We start from the raw sequence: 17004 nt of genomic DNA on the forward strand, positions 1-17004 counted from the left end.
AATGTTTGATGACAAGATCCTACTTATCACTGGCGGCACTGGTTCCTTCGGCAATACAGTGCTGCGGCGTTTTCTGGATACCAACGTAAAAGAGATTCGAGTATTCAGCCGCGACGAAAAGAAACAAGAAGACATGCGCATTGCCCTTGCCAATGACAAGGTCAAATTTTATATCGGTGATGTGCGGGACTGCGATAGCCTCGCCCAGGCTATGATTGGTGTCGATTATATATTCCACGCAGCGGCACTCAAGCAAGTGCCTTCCTGTGAGTTCTACCCGATGGAAGCGGTTAGAACCAATGTGCTTGGTACCGAAAATGTGTTGAACGCCGCAATTGCTTCCGGCGTGAAGCGCGTCGTCGTGTTGAGCACGGACAAGGCCGTATACCCGATCAATGCGATGGGGATTTCCAAGGCAATGGCCGAAAAACTGGTCGTTGCAAAGTCCCGGATGATTCCCGGTGGCGGGCCAGTCATTTGCTCGACTCGTTATGGCAACGTCATGGCGTCGCGTGGTTCTGTCATTCCCCTTTTCGTTTCGCAGATCAGGAACTCGGAGCCGCTAACTGTGACGGACCCGAACATGACGCGTTTCCTGATGTCCCTGGAGGACTCCGTCGATCTCGTCCTGCACGCTTTCGAGCACGCGCTGCAAGGCGACATCTTCGTCCAGAAGGCGCCAGCTGCAACGGTTGCCGACCTTGCGACCGCCCTCAAGAAGCTTTTCTCCAGCGACTCGGCGATCAAGGTCATTGGCACGCGCCATGGAGAGAAGCTTTATGAGTCGCTGATCTCCCGCGAAGAAATGGCAAAGGCGGAGGACATGGGGCGCTACTATCGAATTCCTGCCGATAACAGGGATCTCAACTACAAGAAGTACTTCGTGGAAGGTGAGGCCGAGATATCTGCGCTCGATGACTATACCTCTCACAATACCGAGCGTCTGACTGTCGAAGAAATCTGCGAGGTTCTCCTCAAGCTCGATTATATCCAGGATGAGTTGAATGCTTAAAGTAATGACCCTGGTTGGCACACGGCCCGAACTGATTAAGGTCAGCAGAGTCATTGCGGAACTCGATCAACACGTCAATCATGTTCTTGTGCATTCCGGCCAGAATTATGATTATGAATTGAACCAGGTGTTCTTCGACGACTTGTCGATCCGACGCCCCGATCATTTTCTCGGCGTGACGGGCGAGACTGCAGCCAAGGCAATTGGTGACGTTATTTCCAAGGCGGATGACGTCCTGCAATTGGAAAAGCCGGATGCCCTTCTGCTGTATGGCGACACCAATACCTGCCTGGCGGTAATTGCGGCCAAGCGTAGAAAGATTCCCGTTTTTCATATGGAAGCGGGAAATCGCTGCTTCGACCAACGTGTTCCGGAAGAATTGAATCGCAAGGTGCTGGACCACCTTAGCGACATCAACATGGTTCTTACCGAACATGCACGCCGCTATCTGATCGCAGAAGGAATTCGTCCCGAGACCATTATCAAGACTGGGTCGCACATGGAGGAAGTGCTCGATCATTACATGCCGCGCATCATTGCCTCCGATGTGTTGGCCCGCGAGGGGCTGGAAGAAGGCAAGTTCTTTCTCGTTAGTACTCATCGCGAGGAAAATGTCGATTCCATCGAGAACTTGCAGGACCTGTTGAGTACGTTGAGAGCGCTCGCCGAGACCTATCAGTTTCCAGTGGTGGTTTCCACGCACCCGCGTACTCGGAAACGCCTGGAGGCTCTGGAGGACGGCTTCGATCACCCGCTGGTCCGCTTCGTCAAGCCTTACGGATTCCTCGACTACATCAAGCTTCAGATGTCCGCGCTTTGTGTCCTGTCCGATAGCGGGACCATTACCGAGGAAGCGTCGCTGCTGGGTTTGCCTGCCATAACCATCCGCAATGCCCATGAACGGCCTGAAGGCATGGACGAGGGTACGCTGATCATGAGCGGACTGAAGACCGAGCGCGTTCTGGATGCGGTGCGTGTCGTGACCCGGCAGCAGGCCCAAGGGCAATGGAAAGTTCCCGTCGTCCGCGATTATCAGGGCGGGGCGGTTTCAAAGCAGGTTCTGCGGATAGTCCTGAGTTACACCGACTACATCAATAGAACCGTTTGGGCGAAACCCTGACGGGGCTTGGGCAGTAATATGCGTATCTTATTGACTGGAGCCTCCGGCTTCATCGGTTCTGCGCTGTTGGCGCGCATCTGCAAAGCCGGCAACTTCCAGCTGACAGTCGCGACGCGACGGGCTCTTCCAGGGTTGTCGCCCGAGGTAAAGTCGGAACTGGTATCGTCCCTGGATGCCGAGGCAGATTGGCGCGCGGCCTTGAGCGGCGTTGATGTCGTCATCCACACGGCTGCTCGCGTCCATGTCATGAACGAGTGTTCGGACGACCCCCTGTCCGAGTTCCGCAAGACGAATGTGGAAGGAACCTTGCGCCTGGCTTCTCAAGCAGCTGCAGCTGGCGTTCGGCGATTCATCTTCGTGAGTTCGATCAAGGTGAACGGCGAGATGACCTCCACGAGTGCTCCTTTCTTGGTCGATGCAACGCCGGCGCCTGCCGACCCCTACGGGGTTTCCAAGATGGAAGCGGAGCAGGCCTTGCGGTCGCTCGCCGCGGAGAGTGGTATGGAGGTTGTCATCATTCGTCCGCCGCTGGTGTATGGCCCGGGGGTGCGCGCCAATTTCCTGAATATGATGCGCTGGTTGTACAAGGGTGTGCCCCTGCCGCTCGGGGCCATCAACAACCGGCGTAGCCTCGTCGCCCTGGACAACCTCACGGATCTGATCCTGACCTGTACCGAGCATCCTGCTGCCGCAAACCAGACGTTCCTGGTCAGCGACGGGGAAGATCTCTCCACCACGCAGTTGCTTCGGCGTATGGGCAATGCACTGGGGACTCCAGCCCGTTTGCTGCCCGTACCGGAACGTCTGTTGGATGTCGCTGCTCGCGTACTAGGTCGCAAGGCGCTATCGCAAAGGCTATGCGGGTCGCTGCAGGTCGATATCAGCAAGACTCGCGAGCTGCTTAACTGGTCCCCGCCGGTCAGCGTCGATCAGGCACTGGATAAAACCGCCAAGTATTTTCTGGATAATCAAGTCAAATGACCGCCTGGTGGTTGTTGCCAGTAGTTGCTGGCGTAGCGCTCTTCATGACCGGCGTTCTGCGTCGGTATGCCCTTTCCCGCAGCCTGCTGGACATCCCTAACGCCCGCAGCTCGCATGCGGTGCCCACTCCCCGTGGAGGAGGGGTGTCCATTGTGCTCGCCTTCCTGGCGACACTGCCACTCCTCGGGGTCATGGCTGTCCTGTCCTGGCCGGTGGTGTTCGCGCTGCTGGGCGCGGGGGCGCTGGTAGCGATGGTGGGATTTCTCGATGACCATGGGCACATTCCTGCTCGCTGGCGGTTGTTGGGGCATTTTTCCGCCGCCGCCTGGGCGTTGTGGTGGTTCGGAGGGCTTCCAAAGGTTGTTGTCTTTGGCGCCTTGGTCGATTTGGGTTGGTTCGGGAACATCCTGGCGGCGATCTATCTCGTATGGCTCCTGAATCTCTACAACTTCATGGATGGAATCGATGGTATCGCTGCCGTCGAGGCCATCTGCATCTGCCTGGGGGGGGCGTTGCTCTATTGGTTGAAGGGACAGGAGGCGCTCGTCGTGGTGCCGCTGATGCTCGGCTTGGCGACGGCCGGTTTCCTGTACTGGAATTTCCCGCCGGCGCGAATCTTCATGGGCGACGCTGGTAGCGGATTCCTGGGGATTTCCTTGGGTCTACTCTCCATTCATGCGGCCTGGGTTTCTCCCGAGTTGCTGTGGAGCTGGATTGTCCTGCTCGGTGTTTTCGTGGTGGACTCCACCTGGACTTTGCTGCGTCGTTTGCTGCGTGGGGATAGGGTTTATGAAGCTCATCGGAGCCATGCCTATCAGTACGCGGCACGCAAGTTCGGCAGGCACCTCCCCGTGACCCTGGCGGTGGCGGCAATCAATCTGTTCTGGCTGCTGCCCCTGGCATTGTGGGTCGCAGTCGGAGGAGGGGAGGGTCTCGTGGCGGTGGTGCTGGCGTACCTGCCGATCCTCGCACTGGCCATCCGATTCAAGGCGGGGAAACAGGAATGAGATTCGTAGCGATGCGTCAGGGCTCTCGATCGGTGACGATTTCTTCCGTGGCGTAGGAGCTCGTGGCGGGCAATTCACTGCGGGTGCTTCGCCAAGCTGATGCCTGTGGAGCATGAGAGTTGGGTCGAGGGTTTGTTTGGTCAAGCGCTCTGATAGAGCCGGAGTACTGGAAGGGATGACAGATAAGCTGCGTGTATGGTTGTTAGGTTTGCCGCGCCGATATAAGCGGTTGCTGCAGGTGGCTACCGACATCGTTCTGGTATACGGCGCTCTGTGGCTGGCTTTTATCGTCAGGCTGGGCGTCGACGAACTTATAGAGCCCGTCATTCGACATACGTGGCTGTTCCTGGTTGCCCCGATTATCGCGATTCCGATATTCGTCAAGTTCGGTATGTACCGAGCGGTCATGCGATATTTCGGCAACGATGCCCTGATTGCCATTTTCAAGGCGGTAACGCTCTCGGCCCTGGTGCTGGCCCTGATCGTCTACTGGTATCGCGACGCTACGGCGGTGGTGCCGCGTTCTATCGTGTTCAATTACTGGTGGCTGAGCCTGGTGCTGATCGGCGGTCTGCGTTTGGGCATGCGTCATTACTTCATGGGGGACTGGTACGTCGCGGCGCAGCAGATCCCGTTCGTCAGCAAGGTCGGAGGCCTGCCGAAGGTCGCCATCTATGGTGCGGGTGCTGCGGGCAATCAACTTGTCGCCGCGTTGCGGTTGGGGCGGGTCATGCGCCCCGTGGCATTCATCGACGATGACGACAGCATCGCGACTCGGGTAATCGCGGGGTTGCAGGTCTTCAAACCGAAACACATCCGCCAGATGATCGACCAGACCGGGGCTGAAGAGGTTCTGCTGGCGATTCCGTCGGTCTCGCGCGCCAGGCGCCGGGAAATCCTCAGTACACTGGAAGGTTTTCCCCTCCATGTGCGCAGTATTCCCGGCTTCATGGACCTGGCCAGTGGGCGGGTGAAAGTCGACGACATTCAGGAAGTGGACATTGCCGACCTGCTTGGGCGAGATGCGGTACCGCCGCGGCAGGAGCTGCTTGAGCGCTGCATTCGCGGGAATGTCGTGATGGTCACCGGTGCCGGTGGATCCATTGGATCGGAGCTCTGCCGGCAGATCCTCGGTTCTGGCCCCAGAACGCTTCTGCTGTTCGAGCATAGCGAATTCAACCTCTACAATATCCAGATCGAGCTCGAGAGACGTCTCCTGCGCGAGTCGCTGAATATCAAGCTGGTCCCGATCTTAGGATCGGTCCGTAATCTGGGGCGTCTTGTCGATGTCATGCGGACGTGGAAGGTAGATACGGTCTACCATGCGGCTGCCTATAAGCATGTCCCCATGGTTGAGCACAACGTGGCCGAAGGTGTGCTCAACAACGTAATGGGTACGCTGTACACCGCTCAGGCCGCAGTTCAGGCTGGAGTGGAAAATTTTGTGTTGATCTCGACGGACAAGGCAGTCCGGCCGACCAATGTAATGGGTAGCACCAAGCGTCTCTCCGAAATGGTCCTGCAGGCGCTCAGCGGCGAGTCGGCGCCCGTGCTCTTTGGTGACAGCGGCGCGGTTCACCGGGTTAACAAGACTCGGTTCACCATGGTGCGCTTCGGCAATGTGCTGGGGTCTTCCGGTTCGGTAATTCCGCTGTTTCGCGAGCAGATCAAGCGCGGCGGGCCGGTTACTGTTACGCATCCCAATATCACGCGCTATTTCATGACCATCCCGGAAGCTGCCCAGCTGGTGATCCAGGCGGGATCAATGGGGCAGGGGGGGGATGTCTTCGTGTTGGATATGGGGCAGCCCGTAAAGATTGCTGAGCTCGCGGAGAAAATGATTCATCTGTCCGGCCTGACGGTTCGGTCCGACAGAAGCCCCAGCGGCGATATCGCAATCGAGTTTACTGGTCTTAGACCTGGCGAGAAGCTTTACGAAGAGTTGCTCATTGGAGACAACGTCAGCCCGACCGATCACCCGATGATCATGCGAGCGAATGAGGAGCATCTTCCCTGGGAGGCCTTCAAGCGTGTGCTCACTGAGCTCTTCGCTGCCGTTGAGGCCGATGACTACGTTCGTGTACGCCAACTCCTACGCGAAACTGTCAACGGTTACACCCCTGAAGAGGAAATCGTTGACTGGATCCATCAGCAGCGGCGAATTGAGCCTTCTAACTCCAGGCATTAGTTTGTGTCGGGCGGTTTATGGATGTACCGCCCTTCCCCTTACTGATGACAAGGAGTGTTAACGATGTTTCGTGTTCGTATTGCCTCGCTATTTCTTGTTCTCTGTTCGCTTTGTCTCGGCTATACCCAGGTTGCGGCAGCAGCGAAGGCTGCGCCTGCAGTGGTAGCTGAAAGTTCTTCTAGCCAGGCCAAGCTGAACATCAACTCTGCGGATGAGTTGGCGTTGCAGGACTATATGATCGGAATCGGCGCAGCGAAGGCCAAGGCGATCGTGAAGTATCGAGAGGAGAACGGTCCTTTTTCCTCGGTGGATGACCTTCTCGAGGTTAAAGGTATAGGCGTCAAGACTCTGGAGAAGAGTCGTGACAAGCTGACCGTCGAGTAACGATCAATCGACATTAAGAGCCGGCCTTTCGAGGCCGGCTTTTTTGTTGGCGTCAGGTGGCGTCAGGTGGCGGCGGGTATGTGGGGGGAGCTCAGCGCGCTTCAACATGGCCCGGAAGGGTAGAGGGCCGAAGGCTCGAGTCACCTGGGGCGCAGTTCCTGGTGAGAGTTCATCGCCCAAAAGAAAAAGCCCTCGGCATGTGCCGAGGGCTTTTAATTTGGCTCCGCGACCTGGACTCGAACCAGGGACCCAATGATTAACAGTCATTTGCTCTACCGACTGAGCTATCGCGGATCGGATGCGCGTATCTTACTGATTAGAAAGGAGAAGTCAAGCAGCTGCTTGAGCTTCTCCATTTCCGTCTCAGAGTACCTGGGTAATCGCGCGGGTGATGCTTTCCAGGTTGCTGTTGTTCAGCGCGGCAACGCAGATGCGGCCGGTGCTGACGGCGTAGATGCCGAACTCGTTTTTCAGGCGTTCCACCTGCTCGGCGGTGAGGCCGGAGTAGGAGAACATGCCGCGCTGGCGAGCCACGAAGCTGAAGTCGCGCTTGGCACCCTGTGCAGCCAGTTGCTCAACCATGGCAAGCCGCATGCTGTGGATGCGGGTACGCATTTCAGCCAGTTCAGCTTCCCACATGGCACGTAGTTCCGGGCTGTTCAGCACGGAGGCAACCACGGTAGCGCCATGGGTGGGCGGGTTGGAGTAGTTGGTACGGATCACGCGCTTGACCTGGGACAGGACGCGGCCAGCCTCTTCCTTCGAGCCGGTTACCACGGACAGGGCGCCTACGCGCTCGCCGTAAAGCGAGAAGGACTTGGAGAAGGAGCTGGAGACGAAGAACTGCAGGCCGGATTTGGCGAACAGGCGTACCGCGAAGGCGTCTTCCTCGATGCCGGCGCCGAAGCCCTGGTAAGCGATGTCGAGGAACGGCACATGCTCGCGCTCGCGCAGGACTTCCAGAACGGCTTTCCAGTCTTCCAGTTCGAGGTCCACGCCGGTCGGGTTGTGACAGCAGGCGTGCAGTACCACGATGGAGCGAGCGGGCAGGGCCTTGAGGTCTTCCAGCAGGCCGGCACGATTCACGCCGTTGGTGGCTGCGTCGTAGTAACGGTAGTTCTGCACCGGGAAACCGGCGGATTCGAACAGTGCGCGGTGGTTTTCCCAGCTCGGGTCGCTGATGGCGACAACGGCATTGGGTAATAGGCGCTTGAGGAAGTCGGCGCCGGTCTTCAGCGCGCCGGTACCACCTACGGCTTGGGTGGTCACAACGCGGCCTTGGGCCAGTAGTTCGGAATCAGCGCCGAACAGCAGCTTTTGCACGGCCTGGTCGTAGGACGCGATACCCTCGATCGGCAGGTAGCCGCGCGGGGCGTGCGCTTCGATGCGGGCCTTTTCCGCTTCAGCTACAGCGCGCAGGAGCGGGATACGGCCTTGCTCGTTGTAGTAGACGCCCACGCCCAGGTTGACTTTGTCGGCACGGGTGTCGGCGTTGAACGCTTCGTTGAGACCCAGGATAGGATCGCGCGGAGCCATTTCGACGGCAGAAAACAGACTCATGATGCGGCAGCTCGGAGGAGGAAGGTGAGGATGGGATGCAACCCCGAACGATGTGCGCTAGGGGTTGCGCAATCGGGCCGGTATTATAGCGGCCCAGACAGTTTGCGGCGACATCGCGCGCAAGCTTTCCGCCAGGTATGACGCCCGTTCTGCCCAGGTGTCACATCCAAAGTCGAGGTCAGCATGTCGGAGTTCCAGCTTGTAACCCGTTTCAAGCCTGCCGGCGACCAGCCGGAGGCCATTCGCCAGATGGTGGAAGGGCTGGAAGCGGGTCTTTCGCACCAGACGCTACTGGGGGTTACCGGGTCAGGAAAGACCTTCAGCATCGCCAACGTCATTTCCCAGGTACAGCGCCCCACACTGGTGTTGGCGCCCAATAAGACATTGGCTGCGCAGCTGTATGGCGAGTTCCGCGCCTTTTTTCCGAACAACTCCGTCGAGTACTTCGTTTCGTACTACGACTATTACCAGCCGGAAGCCTACGTTCCGTCCTCCGATACCTATATCGAGAAGGACGCCTCGATCAACGACCATATCGAGCAGATGCGTCTGTCCGCGACCAAGGCCCTGCTGGAGCGCTCGGATGCGATCATCGTCGCCACCGTCTCGTCCATCTACGGTCTGGGTGATCCGGCGTCCTACCTGAAAATGGTGCTGCACATCGATCGTGGCGACCGTCTCGATCAACGGACCTTGTTGCGCCGCCTGGCTGAGTTGCAATACACCCGCAATGACATGGACTTTGCCCGCGCAACCTTTCGTGTTCGTGGCGATGTCATTGATATTTTCCCGGCGGAATCCGATCTCGAAGCCATCCGTGTCGAGCTGTTCGATGATGAGGTTGAAAACCTTGCGGCGTTCGATCCACTGACCGGTGAGGTTATTCGCAAGCTTCCGCGCTTCACCTTCTATCCCAAAAGCCACTACGTGACGCCTCGCGAGGTGCTTCTCGAAGCGGTGGACAAGATCAAGGAAGAGCTCCAGGAGCGTCTGGAACAGTTGCGCTCAGCCAATAAATTGGTGGAGGCGCAGCGACTGGAGCAACGGACCCGTTTCGATCTGGAGATGATTCTCGAGCTGGGCTACTGCAATGGCATCGAGAACTACTCGCGCTATCTCTCTGGCCGTGCTCCGGGTGAGGCGCCGCCGACGCTCTATGACTACCTGCCAGCGAATGCGCTGCTGGTGATCGACGAATCCCACGTTACGGTTCCCCAGGTCGGCGCGATGTTCAAGGGCGACCGATCGCGTAAGGAAACCCTGGTGGAGTACGGCTTCCGGCTGCCGTCTGCGCTGGACAACCGCCCACTGCGTTTCGATGAATGGGAAGCAATCAGTCCGCAGACCATTTTCGTTTCTGCCACGCCGGGCCCTTACGAGGGTGAGCATGCCGGTCGGGTGGTTGAGCAGGTGGTGCGGCCGACAGGGCTGGTGGACCCTGAGGTGGAAGTACGTCCCGCAACCACCCAGGTGGATGACCTGCTCTCCGAAATTCACAAACGCGTGGCAGTAGAAGAGCGCGTGCTGGTTACCACCCTTACCAAGCGAATGGCGGAGGACCTTACCGACTATCTCGCTGACCATGACGTAAAGGTGCGTTACTTGCACTCGGATATCGACACCGTGGAGCGGGTGGAAATCATCCGGGACCTGCGTGTCGGTGCGTTCGACGTATTGGTGGGGATCAACCTGCTGCGCGAAGGCCTGGATATGCCGGAGGTCTCGTTGGTGGCCATCCTGGATGCCGACAAGGAAGGCTTCCTGCGATCCGAGCGTTCGCTCATCCAGACCATCGGCCGTGCGGCGCGCAACCTGAACGGCAGGGCGATCCTGTATGCGGACAACGTCACCGGGTCCATGCAGCGTGCACTGGACGAGACTGATCGACGCCGGAGCAAGCAAGTGGCCTTCAACGAAGCCCACGGCATCGTGCCGAAGGGCGTGAAGAAGGACATTCAGGACATCCTCGAAGGTGCGACCGTGCCGGGCTCGCGCAGCAACAAGCGCAAGGCCATGGCCAAGGCGGCGGAGGAGAGCGCCCGCTATGAGGCCGAACTGCGTTCGCCCAGCGAGATCACCAAGCGCATTCGCCAGATGGAAGAGAAGATGTTCCAGTTGGCCCGCGACCTTGAGTTCGAGGCGGCGGCCCAAATGCGCGACGAAATCCAGAAGCTGCGGGAGCGCCTTCTCAAGCTCTGAATGGACAAGGGCGCCGCATTGCGCCCTTGCTCTTTGTCTTCAGCGTCTACCGAAAATGATCATCACGACGCCAGCCAAAGTCGCCAGGCAGGCGAGCAGCGCAGCGGCCTCAAGTCGTTCTCCGAGGATCACGAATCCGAGCAGGAGTGCCACTACCGGATTGACGAAGGCGAAGGTCGAAACCAGGCTCGGTTTCACTTCCCTCAGCAGCCAGAAGTAAGCGGGATAGACCCCCAGGCTGACCGGCACCACCAGATAGGCCATCCAGAACCAGGCATCCAGGCTCACGCTGGACAGGTTCACCTCGTGCCAGTCCCCGCGCCAGAGGCCAAACATCGCGAGGATCAGAGTGCCTGTCAGCATCTGCAGGCTTAGGCCCATCCAGCTCGAGCGGAAGGGCGGGCGTTGGCGCAACAGCCAAGCGCCGACCGCCCAGAGGAGGGTGGCCATCACTACCAGTCCGCCGGCGAACCATTGATCGAAGCCCGCTCCACCTCCCAGGCCCTTGCCCATCAGCATCACGATGCCGCCGCTGGCGAGTGCCAGGCCGCACAGGACCCACAGCGGCGGGCGACGGTCGAGCAGCCACTCCAGGGCCACGCTCCAGAGGGGGAGGGTGGTGTAGAGCATCGCCAGCATGCCGGTGGGCAGAAACTGGTTGGCATAGATCAGCGCCCCCTGGCCAACGGCAATCAGCAGGACCCCTCCGACCAGGGCGCCGCCGAAGTCGCTGCGCTGGATTTGCGCCTTGCCGCTGGCCATCACCCAGCCCAGGGCCAGGGAGCCCGCGAACAGGAAGCGCAAGGTGGCGATGACGAAGGGCGGAAGCTCGCGGAGGAGGAAGTGGTTGGCCAGATAGGTGGTGCCCCAGCCGATATAAATCATGGCGAAGGCACCGATCAGGAGAAGGGTGCGGCGGGATGAAGCGTGGGAAGACATGTACAGCCTGAAGCGAAGCGCGCCGATTGTCCGGCGCGGGATTAGTGGGCGGCGGCGCTGGCGCCGCCGGTAGCGCCGACGGGCAGGGCGCGGGTGAGCAGCACAGCGAGCATGCTGACGCCGAGGGCGATGCCGATGAAGTGGAAGGCGTCATTGTAGGCCATGATGGCGGCCTGCTGGTGTGCGATCTCGCTGAGCTTGCCGAGAGCCGCTTGCTCGCTGCCAAGTTTTTCCGTCAGCAGCGCCAGGCGCTCGGCGACCTGTGGGTTGCTCGGCACCAGGGATTCACGCAGGTAGTCGAAGTAGACTTTGGCGCGAGCGTCCAGCAACGTGGCGAGCAGGGCTATACCGATGGCCCCGCCCAGGTTGCGCAGGATGTTGAACAGGCTGGAGGCAGAGCCGGCGTCCTGCGGCTGGATATAGGCGGTGGCAATCAACGACACCGTTACCATCACCAGTGGTTGGCCGAGGGCGCGAATGATCTGGATCTGGTTGAACTGCGGCCCTGCGAAGTCCGGGTTGAGCACGCCAGAGGCGAAGCTGGCATAGCCAAAGAGGCCAAAACCCAGGGCGCAGAGGAATTTGGGCGGGATCACCTTCATCAGCTTGGGGACCAGCGGAATCAGAAACAGCTGCGGGACGCCCATCCACATGATCACTTCACCGATCTGCAGTGCGTTGTAAGCCTGTATCTGAGCCAGATACAGCGGCAATACATAGATCGAGCCGTACAGACCCATGCCGAGGCCGACGCTCGAAATACTCGACAAGCCGAAGTTGCGGTTCTTCAGGATGCCGAGGTTGATCAGCGGATTGGGGCGCGAGACCTGGAGGATGACGAACAGGATCAGGCTAACCAGCGCAATGCTGCCCAGGCCGACAATCAGGTCCGATTCCAGCCAGTCCTTGCGGTGCCCCTCTTCGAGAAACACCTGCAGGCAACCGAGGCCGACACCGAGCGTCACGATGCCGGCGTAGTCGGTACGCTTCAGCAGTTCCCAGTGCGGTGCTTTCTTCTCCAGACCGTAGAGCAGGCCAGCAATCATCAGCAGACCCGGTGGAACGTTGATATAGAAGATGTACTCCCACCCGAAGTTTTCCGTCAGCCACCCACCCAGGGTTGGGCCGATGGAAGGGGCGAATGTCGCCGTGATGGCGAACAGCGCCATGCCTTTGGCGCGGTGATGCTCCGGCAGCTTGATCAGGGTCAGGGTGAATGCCAGCGGGATCAGCGCACCACCGGTGAAGCCCTGCAGCGCCCGGAAAGCGATCATGCTTTCCAGGCTCCAGGCCAGTGAGCAGAGCAGCGACGAAATCAGGAAGCCGATGGAGACCCAGACCGCCAGGCGCCGCGCAGAGAGCAGCTGCACCAGCCACGCGGTGAGCGGAATCATGATGATTTCGGCCACCAGGTAGGAGGTGGAAATCCATGAACCTTCTTCGAGAGTGGCGGAGAGCGCGCCCTGGATGTCCTTGAGCGAGGAGTTGGTGATCTGGATGTCCAGTACCGCCATGAAAGCGCCAAGCATGGCGCTCATCACGGCTATCCAATCGCGTCGAGTCGGTTCGCCAGTGGGGCGAACCAGTACGTCACCCGCCATGGTTCTCGGCCTTCAGGCGTACTTTGACCAGAACGGACATGCCGGGCCGGATGCGGCCTTTGAGCGGGTTGTCAGCGGCGAAAATCAGCTTCACCGGAATACGCTGGACCACTTTGGTGAAGTTGCCCGTGGCGTTATCCGGCGGAAGCAGGCTGAACTGTGCGCCAGAAGCGGCGAAGAGGCTATCCACGCGGCCTTCGATGGGGGTGTCCGGGAAGCTGTCGAACACCAGTTCCGCGGTCTGGCCCGGCACCATGCGTTCGATCTGGGTTTCCTTGAAGTTGGCCTGGACCCAGATGTCTTCGTCCGGTACCAGGGACAGCAAATGAGCGCCCACCTGTACGTACTGGCCATTACGCGCAGCGCGTTGGCCAACGCGGCCGTCGATGGGGGAATGGATTTCAGTACGGCTGAGATTCAACTCTGCCTGGGCGACCTCGGCACGCGCGGTGGCGATCTGCGCCTGCAGGCGCTTGATCTCGGCGTTCAATGCATCCACTTGCTGGCGCTGTGCCTTGAGGTCGGCCTCTGCCTTGGCAACCTGGGAGCGGGCGACGCGGGAGTCGGCGGACAGGGTGGTAACGCGCTCCTCGGAGACGTAACCAGGCTTGCGCAGGGTCTGGGCGCGGGATAGGTCGATCTGGGTGCGGCCAAGGGTGGCCTGGGTGGCTGCGACGTCAGCCTGGCTGGCGGCGATCAGGCTGGACTGCTGGACCAGTTTGCTCTGCGCCTGGGCCAGTTCGGCTTCGCGCGTATCGAGCTGGGCCCGGGCCCGCTCCAGCGCGAGCTTGAAGTCGTCAGCGTCGAGTCGCACCAGGACATCGCCTTTCTTTACTTGCTGGTTATCGCTGACCAGCACTTCGTCGATGCGCGCACCCAGTTGGCTGGAGACGCGGGTGATCTCGCCCTGAACGTAGGCGTTGTCAGTGGATTCGACGAATCGGCCGATCAGCAGCCAATGGGCGAAGAGGCCAGCGGCGACCAGGACCACCAGAGCAATGAAGATGAATAGGCGGCGTTGCAGTTTGGCAGGCATGGAAAGTGTGACTCGAAGTCTTTGCAGAATGTTGCGAATCTAGCAGTGTTCCGTGCTCGCCAATAGCCAGTACAATTCAGAAACTTTGTTGCTTATAGGGAACAATAATGGGGCTGGATGATGCGCTGATCTTCACTCGCGTAGTCGAGTGCCACAGCTTCACCCAGGCTGCGCATAGCCTGGGTATGCAGAAATCGACCGTCAGTCGCCGTATTGCGCTTCTGGAAGAGCGGCTCGGCGTGCGTCTGCTCAATCGTACGACTCGCAAGCTGCGCCTGACCGAGGTCGGGCTGGCTTATTACGAGCGGTGCCGCCAGATCATGCTGGATTTCGCTGAGGCCGAGCAGGCGGTCATGCAATTGCAGCAGGAGCCCTCCGGCCTTTTGCGCGTTACTGCCCCTATCGAATTTGGCCAGCTGTTCCTCGGCAAGGTGCTGGGCAGTTTCATGCGCCAGTACCCACAGATCACTGCTGAGGTCGAGATCACGTCGCGCAATGTCGATCCGCTGGAAGAGGGCGTGGACATTGCGATCATGATCGGCCAGCCGCAGGACTCCACACTGATCGCTCGCAAGCTGTTCGAAAGCGGTCGTCGGCTTTGCGCCAGCCCGGCCTACCTCGCTGCCCATGGCACGCCGCGCACGGTAGAGGCACTGGCCGGCCATCGTGCCGTCCTGCTGCCTCAGGACTCCCAGCGCTACTGGATGTTGCAGGGTGAAAGCGTGCCCTGCCAGCGCGTCCTTTATTGCAACAACATCACTTTCGCCCGCGAGGCAGTATTGGCAGGCGCTGGCATTGCAGGGTTGCCGTTGATGTTCACCGAGTCCGCTGTGCAGCGTGGCGAGCTGATCGAGCTGCTACCCGAGGCGCGACTGCCAAGCGGTGAGATATATGCCGTCTATCCGTCGCGGCGCTTCCAGGCGATGAAGGTCAAGGCGTTTCTCGACTTCCTGATGCGCAGCCTGCCGGTACAGGAAGGACACTTGCTGGAGCCGACGGCGGCCAGCCTGATAAGATCGCGCCTTTGATCCACCTTGAGTTTCGAGACCATTCCATGACCACCGTCCGTACCCGTATCGCGCCGTCGCCCACCGGTGACCCGCACGTGGGCACCGCCTACATCGCCCTGTTCAATCTGTGTTTCGCGCGCCAGCACGGCGGTCAGTTCATCCTACGTATCGAGGACACCGACCAGCTGCGCTCCACCCGCGAGTCCGAGCAGCAGATCTATGACGCTCTGCGTTGGCTCGGTATCGAATGGGATGAAGGTCCGGACGTTGGCGGCCCACATGGTCCGTATCGCCAGAGTGAGCGTGGCGAAATCTACAAGAAGTACTCCCAGGAGCTGGTGGACAAGGGCCACGCGTTCCCTTGCTTCTGCACTGCCGAGCGGCTGGACAAACTGCGCGCCGAGCAGACCGAACGCAAGGAAACCCCGCGCTACGACGGCCATTGCATGCATCTCGCCAAAGATGAGGCAGAAAAGCGCATTGCCGACGGTGAACCCCACGTCGTGCGCATGAAGGTGCCGAGCGAGGGTGTCTGCGTGGTCCCGGACATGCTTCGTGGTGATGTTGAAATCCCGTGGGATCGCATGGACATGCAGGTCCTGATGAAGACCGATGGCCTTCCGACCTACTTCCTCGCCAACGTGGTGGATGACCACCTGATGGGCATCACCCATGTGCTCCGTGGCGAAGAGTGGCTGCCCTCGGCGCCCAAGCTGATCAAGCTCTATGAGTACTTTGGTTGGGAGCAGCCCAAGCTCTGCTACATGCCGCTGCTGCGCAATCCGGACAAGAGCAAGCTGTCCAAGCGCAAGAACCCCACCTCCATCACCTTCTACGAGCGTATGGGGTTCCTGCCCGAAGCGATGCTCAACTACCTGGGGCGAATGGGCTGGTCGATGCCGGACGAGCGCGAGAAGTTCTCGCTGGCTGAGATGGTCGAGCACTTCGATCTGTCGCGTATTTCGCTCGGTGGTCCGATCTTCGACCTGGAGAAACTCTCCTGGCTGAACGGCCAGTGGATCCGGGAGCTGCCGGTGGAGCGTTTTGCCGCCGAGATACAGAAATGGGCGCTCAATCCCGAGTACCTCATGCGTATCGCGCCGCACGTGCAGGGCAGGGTGGAGACTTTCAGCCAGATTGCGCCTTTGGCCGGATTCTTCTTCTCCGGTGCGGTGCCGCTGGACGCCAAATTGTTCGAGCACAAAAAGCTGAGCCCTGACCAGGTGCGCCAGGTCATGCAACTGGTTCTGTGGAAGCTGGAATCCTTGCGTCAGTGGGAAAAAGACCGCATCACCGGCTGCATTCAGGCCGTTGCCGAAAGCCTGGAACTCAAGTTGCGAGATGTGATGCCGCTGATGTTCCCTGCCATCACGGGGCAGGCCAGTTCGGTTTCGGTGCTGGACGCCATGGAAATCCTGGGGGCTGACCTCAGCCGCTTCCGTTTGCGTCAGGCCATCGAGCTTCTCGGCGGTGTGTCGAAGAAGGAAACCAAGGAGTGGGAGAAGCTTCTCGCGGCCATCTCCTGATGGCCCTTCGGTCGGTGCGGGGAAGGTCCTGTGCTGACCGAGGTCGGGTAAGTGTTTGTTCTTCCAGATAAAAAAGTTCGGTTCGTAGAAAAAATATTGTTGACAGCAGGAGGGGGCGCCCCTAATATGCGCCCCGTCCTCGCGATGGGGCTATAGCTCAGCTGGGAGAGCGCTTGCATGGCATGCAAGAGGTCGACGGTTCGATCCCGTCTAGCTCCACCACTCTTTCCGAGTGGGTCGCGAAAAGGCATGAAGGTTTCGTCCCCTTCGTCTAGTGGCCTAGGACACCGCCCTTTCACGGCGGTAACAGGGGTTCGAGTCCCCTAGGGGACGCCATTTTCCAGCAGCATCGGTCAGTCGGTGCAGCCGAAGCAATTCGGGGCTATAGCTCAGCTGGGAGAGCGCTTGCATGGCATGCAAGAGGTCGACGGTTCGATCCCG

At 59.5% G+C, this 17004-nt stretch carries 13 protein-coding genes and 3 tRNA genes; 11 read left to right on the plus strand and 5 right to left on the minus strand.

The window, feature by feature from the left end:
- Nucleotide 1: 1 nt before the first annotated feature.
- The 6 genes from E8E75_RS27305 (at nt 2) to E8E75_RS27330 (ending at nt 6692) form a co-directional block, all read left to right on the plus strand.
- Complete coding sequence (locus E8E75_RS27305) at nt 2-1012, plus strand: polysaccharide biosynthesis protein (RefSeq protein ID WP_120651803.1); 1011 nt, start codon at nt 2-4, stop codon at nt 1010-1012.
- Nucleotides 1005-2132, plus strand: a complete 1128-nt coding sequence (wecB, locus tag E8E75_RS27310; RefSeq protein ID WP_153921018.1) for a UDP-N-acetylglucosamine 2-epimerase (non-hydrolyzing) — start codon at nt 1005-1007, stop codon at nt 2130-2132. The genes E8E75_RS27305 and wecB overlap by 8 nt, the downstream gene beginning before the upstream one ends.
- 18 nt (nt 2133-2150) lie before the next feature.
- Complete coding sequence (locus E8E75_RS27315; protein WP_153921020.1) at nt 2151-3113, plus strand: SDR family oxidoreductase; 963 nt, start codon at nt 2151-2153, stop codon at nt 3111-3113.
- A complete protein-coding gene (locus E8E75_RS27320; protein WP_120651800.1) occupies nt 3110-4120 on the plus strand; it encodes a glycosyltransferase family 4 protein in 1011 nt (336 codons plus the stop codon). The genes E8E75_RS27315 and E8E75_RS27320 overlap by 4 nt, the downstream gene beginning before the upstream one ends.
- Before the next feature lie 175 nt (nt 4121-4295).
- Nucleotides 4296-6308: a nucleoside-diphosphate sugar epimerase/dehydratase gene (locus tag E8E75_RS27325; protein WP_120651799.1), complete on the plus strand. Its 2013-nt coding sequence runs from the start codon at nt 4296-4298 to the stop codon at nt 6306-6308.
- A 63-nt stretch (nt 6309-6371) separates the two neighbouring features.
- Nucleotides 6372-6692 carry a ComEA family DNA-binding protein gene (locus E8E75_RS27330; RefSeq protein WP_153921022.1) on the plus strand — a complete coding sequence of 107 codons (321 nt, stop codon included), beginning with the start codon at nt 6372-6374 and terminating at the stop codon, nt 6690-6692.
- A 218-nt stretch (nt 6693-6910) separates the two neighbouring features.
- Here the strand turns inward: E8E75_RS27330 and E8E75_RS27335 are convergent.
- Nucleotides 6911-6986 (minus strand) — tRNA-Asn (locus tag E8E75_RS27335).
- A gap of 69 nt (nt 6987-7055) precedes the next feature.
- Entirely contained in the window at nt 7056-8252 is a 1197-nt protein-coding gene (locus E8E75_RS27340; protein ID WP_120651797.1) for an amino acid aminotransferase, read from the minus strand.
- A gap of 183 nt (nt 8253-8435) precedes the next feature.
- On the opposite strand from E8E75_RS27340, the gene uvrB reads away from it, so the two are divergent.
- Entirely contained in the window at nt 8436-10451 is a 2016-nt protein-coding gene (gene uvrB, locus E8E75_RS27345; protein WP_120651796.1) for an excinuclease ABC subunit UvrB, read from the plus strand.
- 39 nt (nt 10452-10490) lie between these two features.
- Here uvrB and E8E75_RS27350 read toward each other — a convergent pair whose 3' ends face one another.
- Genes E8E75_RS27350 through E8E75_RS27360 form a run of 3 tightly spaced genes read right to left on the minus strand, consistent with a single transcriptional unit; the run spans nt 10491 to nt 14027 of the window.
- A complete protein-coding gene (locus E8E75_RS27350; RefSeq protein WP_120651795.1) occupies nt 10491-11390 on the minus strand; it encodes an EamA family transporter in 900 nt (299 codons plus the stop codon).
- A gap of 41 nt (nt 11391-11431) precedes the next feature.
- Nucleotides 11432-12931, minus strand: a complete 1500-nt coding sequence (locus E8E75_RS27355; protein ID WP_280359987.1) for an MDR family MFS transporter — start codon at nt 12929-12931, stop codon at nt 11432-11434.
- Between the two features lie 49 nt (nt 12932-12980).
- Nucleotides 12981-14027 (minus strand): HlyD family secretion protein, encoded by a 1047-nt coding sequence (locus E8E75_RS27360; protein WP_120651793.1) that lies wholly within the window; start codon nt 14025-14027, stop codon nt 12981-12983.
- 107 nt (nt 14028-14134) lie between these two features.
- Between E8E75_RS27360 and E8E75_RS27365 the strand changes: the two genes are divergently transcribed.
- The 4 genes from E8E75_RS27365 (at nt 14135) to E8E75_RS27380 (ending at nt 16899) form a co-directional block, all read left to right on the plus strand.
- Nucleotides 14135-15055 (plus strand): LysR family transcriptional regulator, encoded by a 921-nt coding sequence (locus E8E75_RS27365; RefSeq protein ID WP_120651792.1) that lies wholly within the window; start codon nt 14135-14137, stop codon nt 15053-15055.
- A 26-nt stretch (nt 15056-15081) separates the two neighbouring features.
- Complete coding sequence (gene gltX, locus E8E75_RS27370; RefSeq protein WP_120651791.1) at nt 15082-16563, plus strand: glutamate--tRNA ligase; 1482 nt, start codon at nt 15082-15084, stop codon at nt 16561-16563.
- Between the two features lie 146 nt (nt 16564-16709).
- Nucleotides 16710-16785: transfer RNA gene (locus tag E8E75_RS27375), tRNA-Ala, on the plus strand.
- A gap of 38 nt (nt 16786-16823) precedes the next feature.
- Nucleotides 16824-16899 (plus strand) — tRNA-Glu (locus E8E75_RS27380).
- Nucleotides 16900-17004: the final 105 nt, after the last annotated feature.

This window comes from Pseudomonas sp. BN606 (genome assembly GCF_029873115.1).
Classification (GTDB): Bacteria; Pseudomonadota; Gammaproteobacteria; order Pseudomonadales; family Pseudomonadaceae; genus Metapseudomonas.

Coding starts and splice junctions, on each gene's coding strand:
- E8E75_RS27325 (WP_120651799.1), top strand. CDS start 4,296: ATGACAGATAAGCTGCGTGTATGGTTGTTAGGTTTGCCGCGCCGATAT.
- E8E75_RS27340 (WP_120651797.1), bottom strand. CDS start 8,252: ATGAGTCTGTTTTCTGCCGTCGAAATGGCTCCGCGCGATCCTATCCTG.
- E8E75_RS27360 (WP_120651793.1), bottom strand. CDS start 14,027: ATGCCTGCCAAACTGCAACGCCGCCTATTCATCTTCATTGCTCTGGTG.
- E8E75_RS27320 (WP_120651800.1), top strand. CDS start 3,110: ATGACCGCCTGGTGGTTGTTGCCAGTAGTTGCTGGCGTAGCGCTCTTC.
- uvrB (WP_120651796.1), top strand. CDS start 8,436: ATGTCGGAGTTCCAGCTTGTAACCCGTTTCAAGCCTGCCGGCGACCAG.
- gltX (WP_120651791.1), top strand. CDS start 15,082: ATGACCACCGTCCGTACCCGTATCGCGCCGTCGCCCACCGGTGACCCG.
- E8E75_RS27315 (WP_153921020.1), top strand. CDS start 2,151: ATGCGTATCTTATTGACTGGAGCCTCCGGCTTCATCGGTTCTGCGCTG.
- E8E75_RS27330 (WP_153921022.1), top strand. CDS start 6,372: ATGTTTCGTGTTCGTATTGCCTCGCTATTTCTTGTTCTCTGTTCGCTT.
- E8E75_RS27305 (WP_120651803.1), top strand. CDS start 2: ATGTTTGATGACAAGATCCTACTTATCACTGGCGGCACTGGTTCCTTC.
- wecB (WP_153921018.1), top strand. CDS start 1,005: ATGCTTAAAGTAATGACCCTGGTTGGCACACGGCCCGAACTGATTAAG.
- E8E75_RS27365 (WP_120651792.1), top strand. CDS start 14,135: ATGGGGCTGGATGATGCGCTGATCTTCACTCGCGTAGTCGAGTGCCAC.
- E8E75_RS27350 (WP_120651795.1), bottom strand. CDS start 11,390: ATGTCTTCCCACGCTTCATCCCGCCGCACCCTTCTCCTGATCGGTGCC.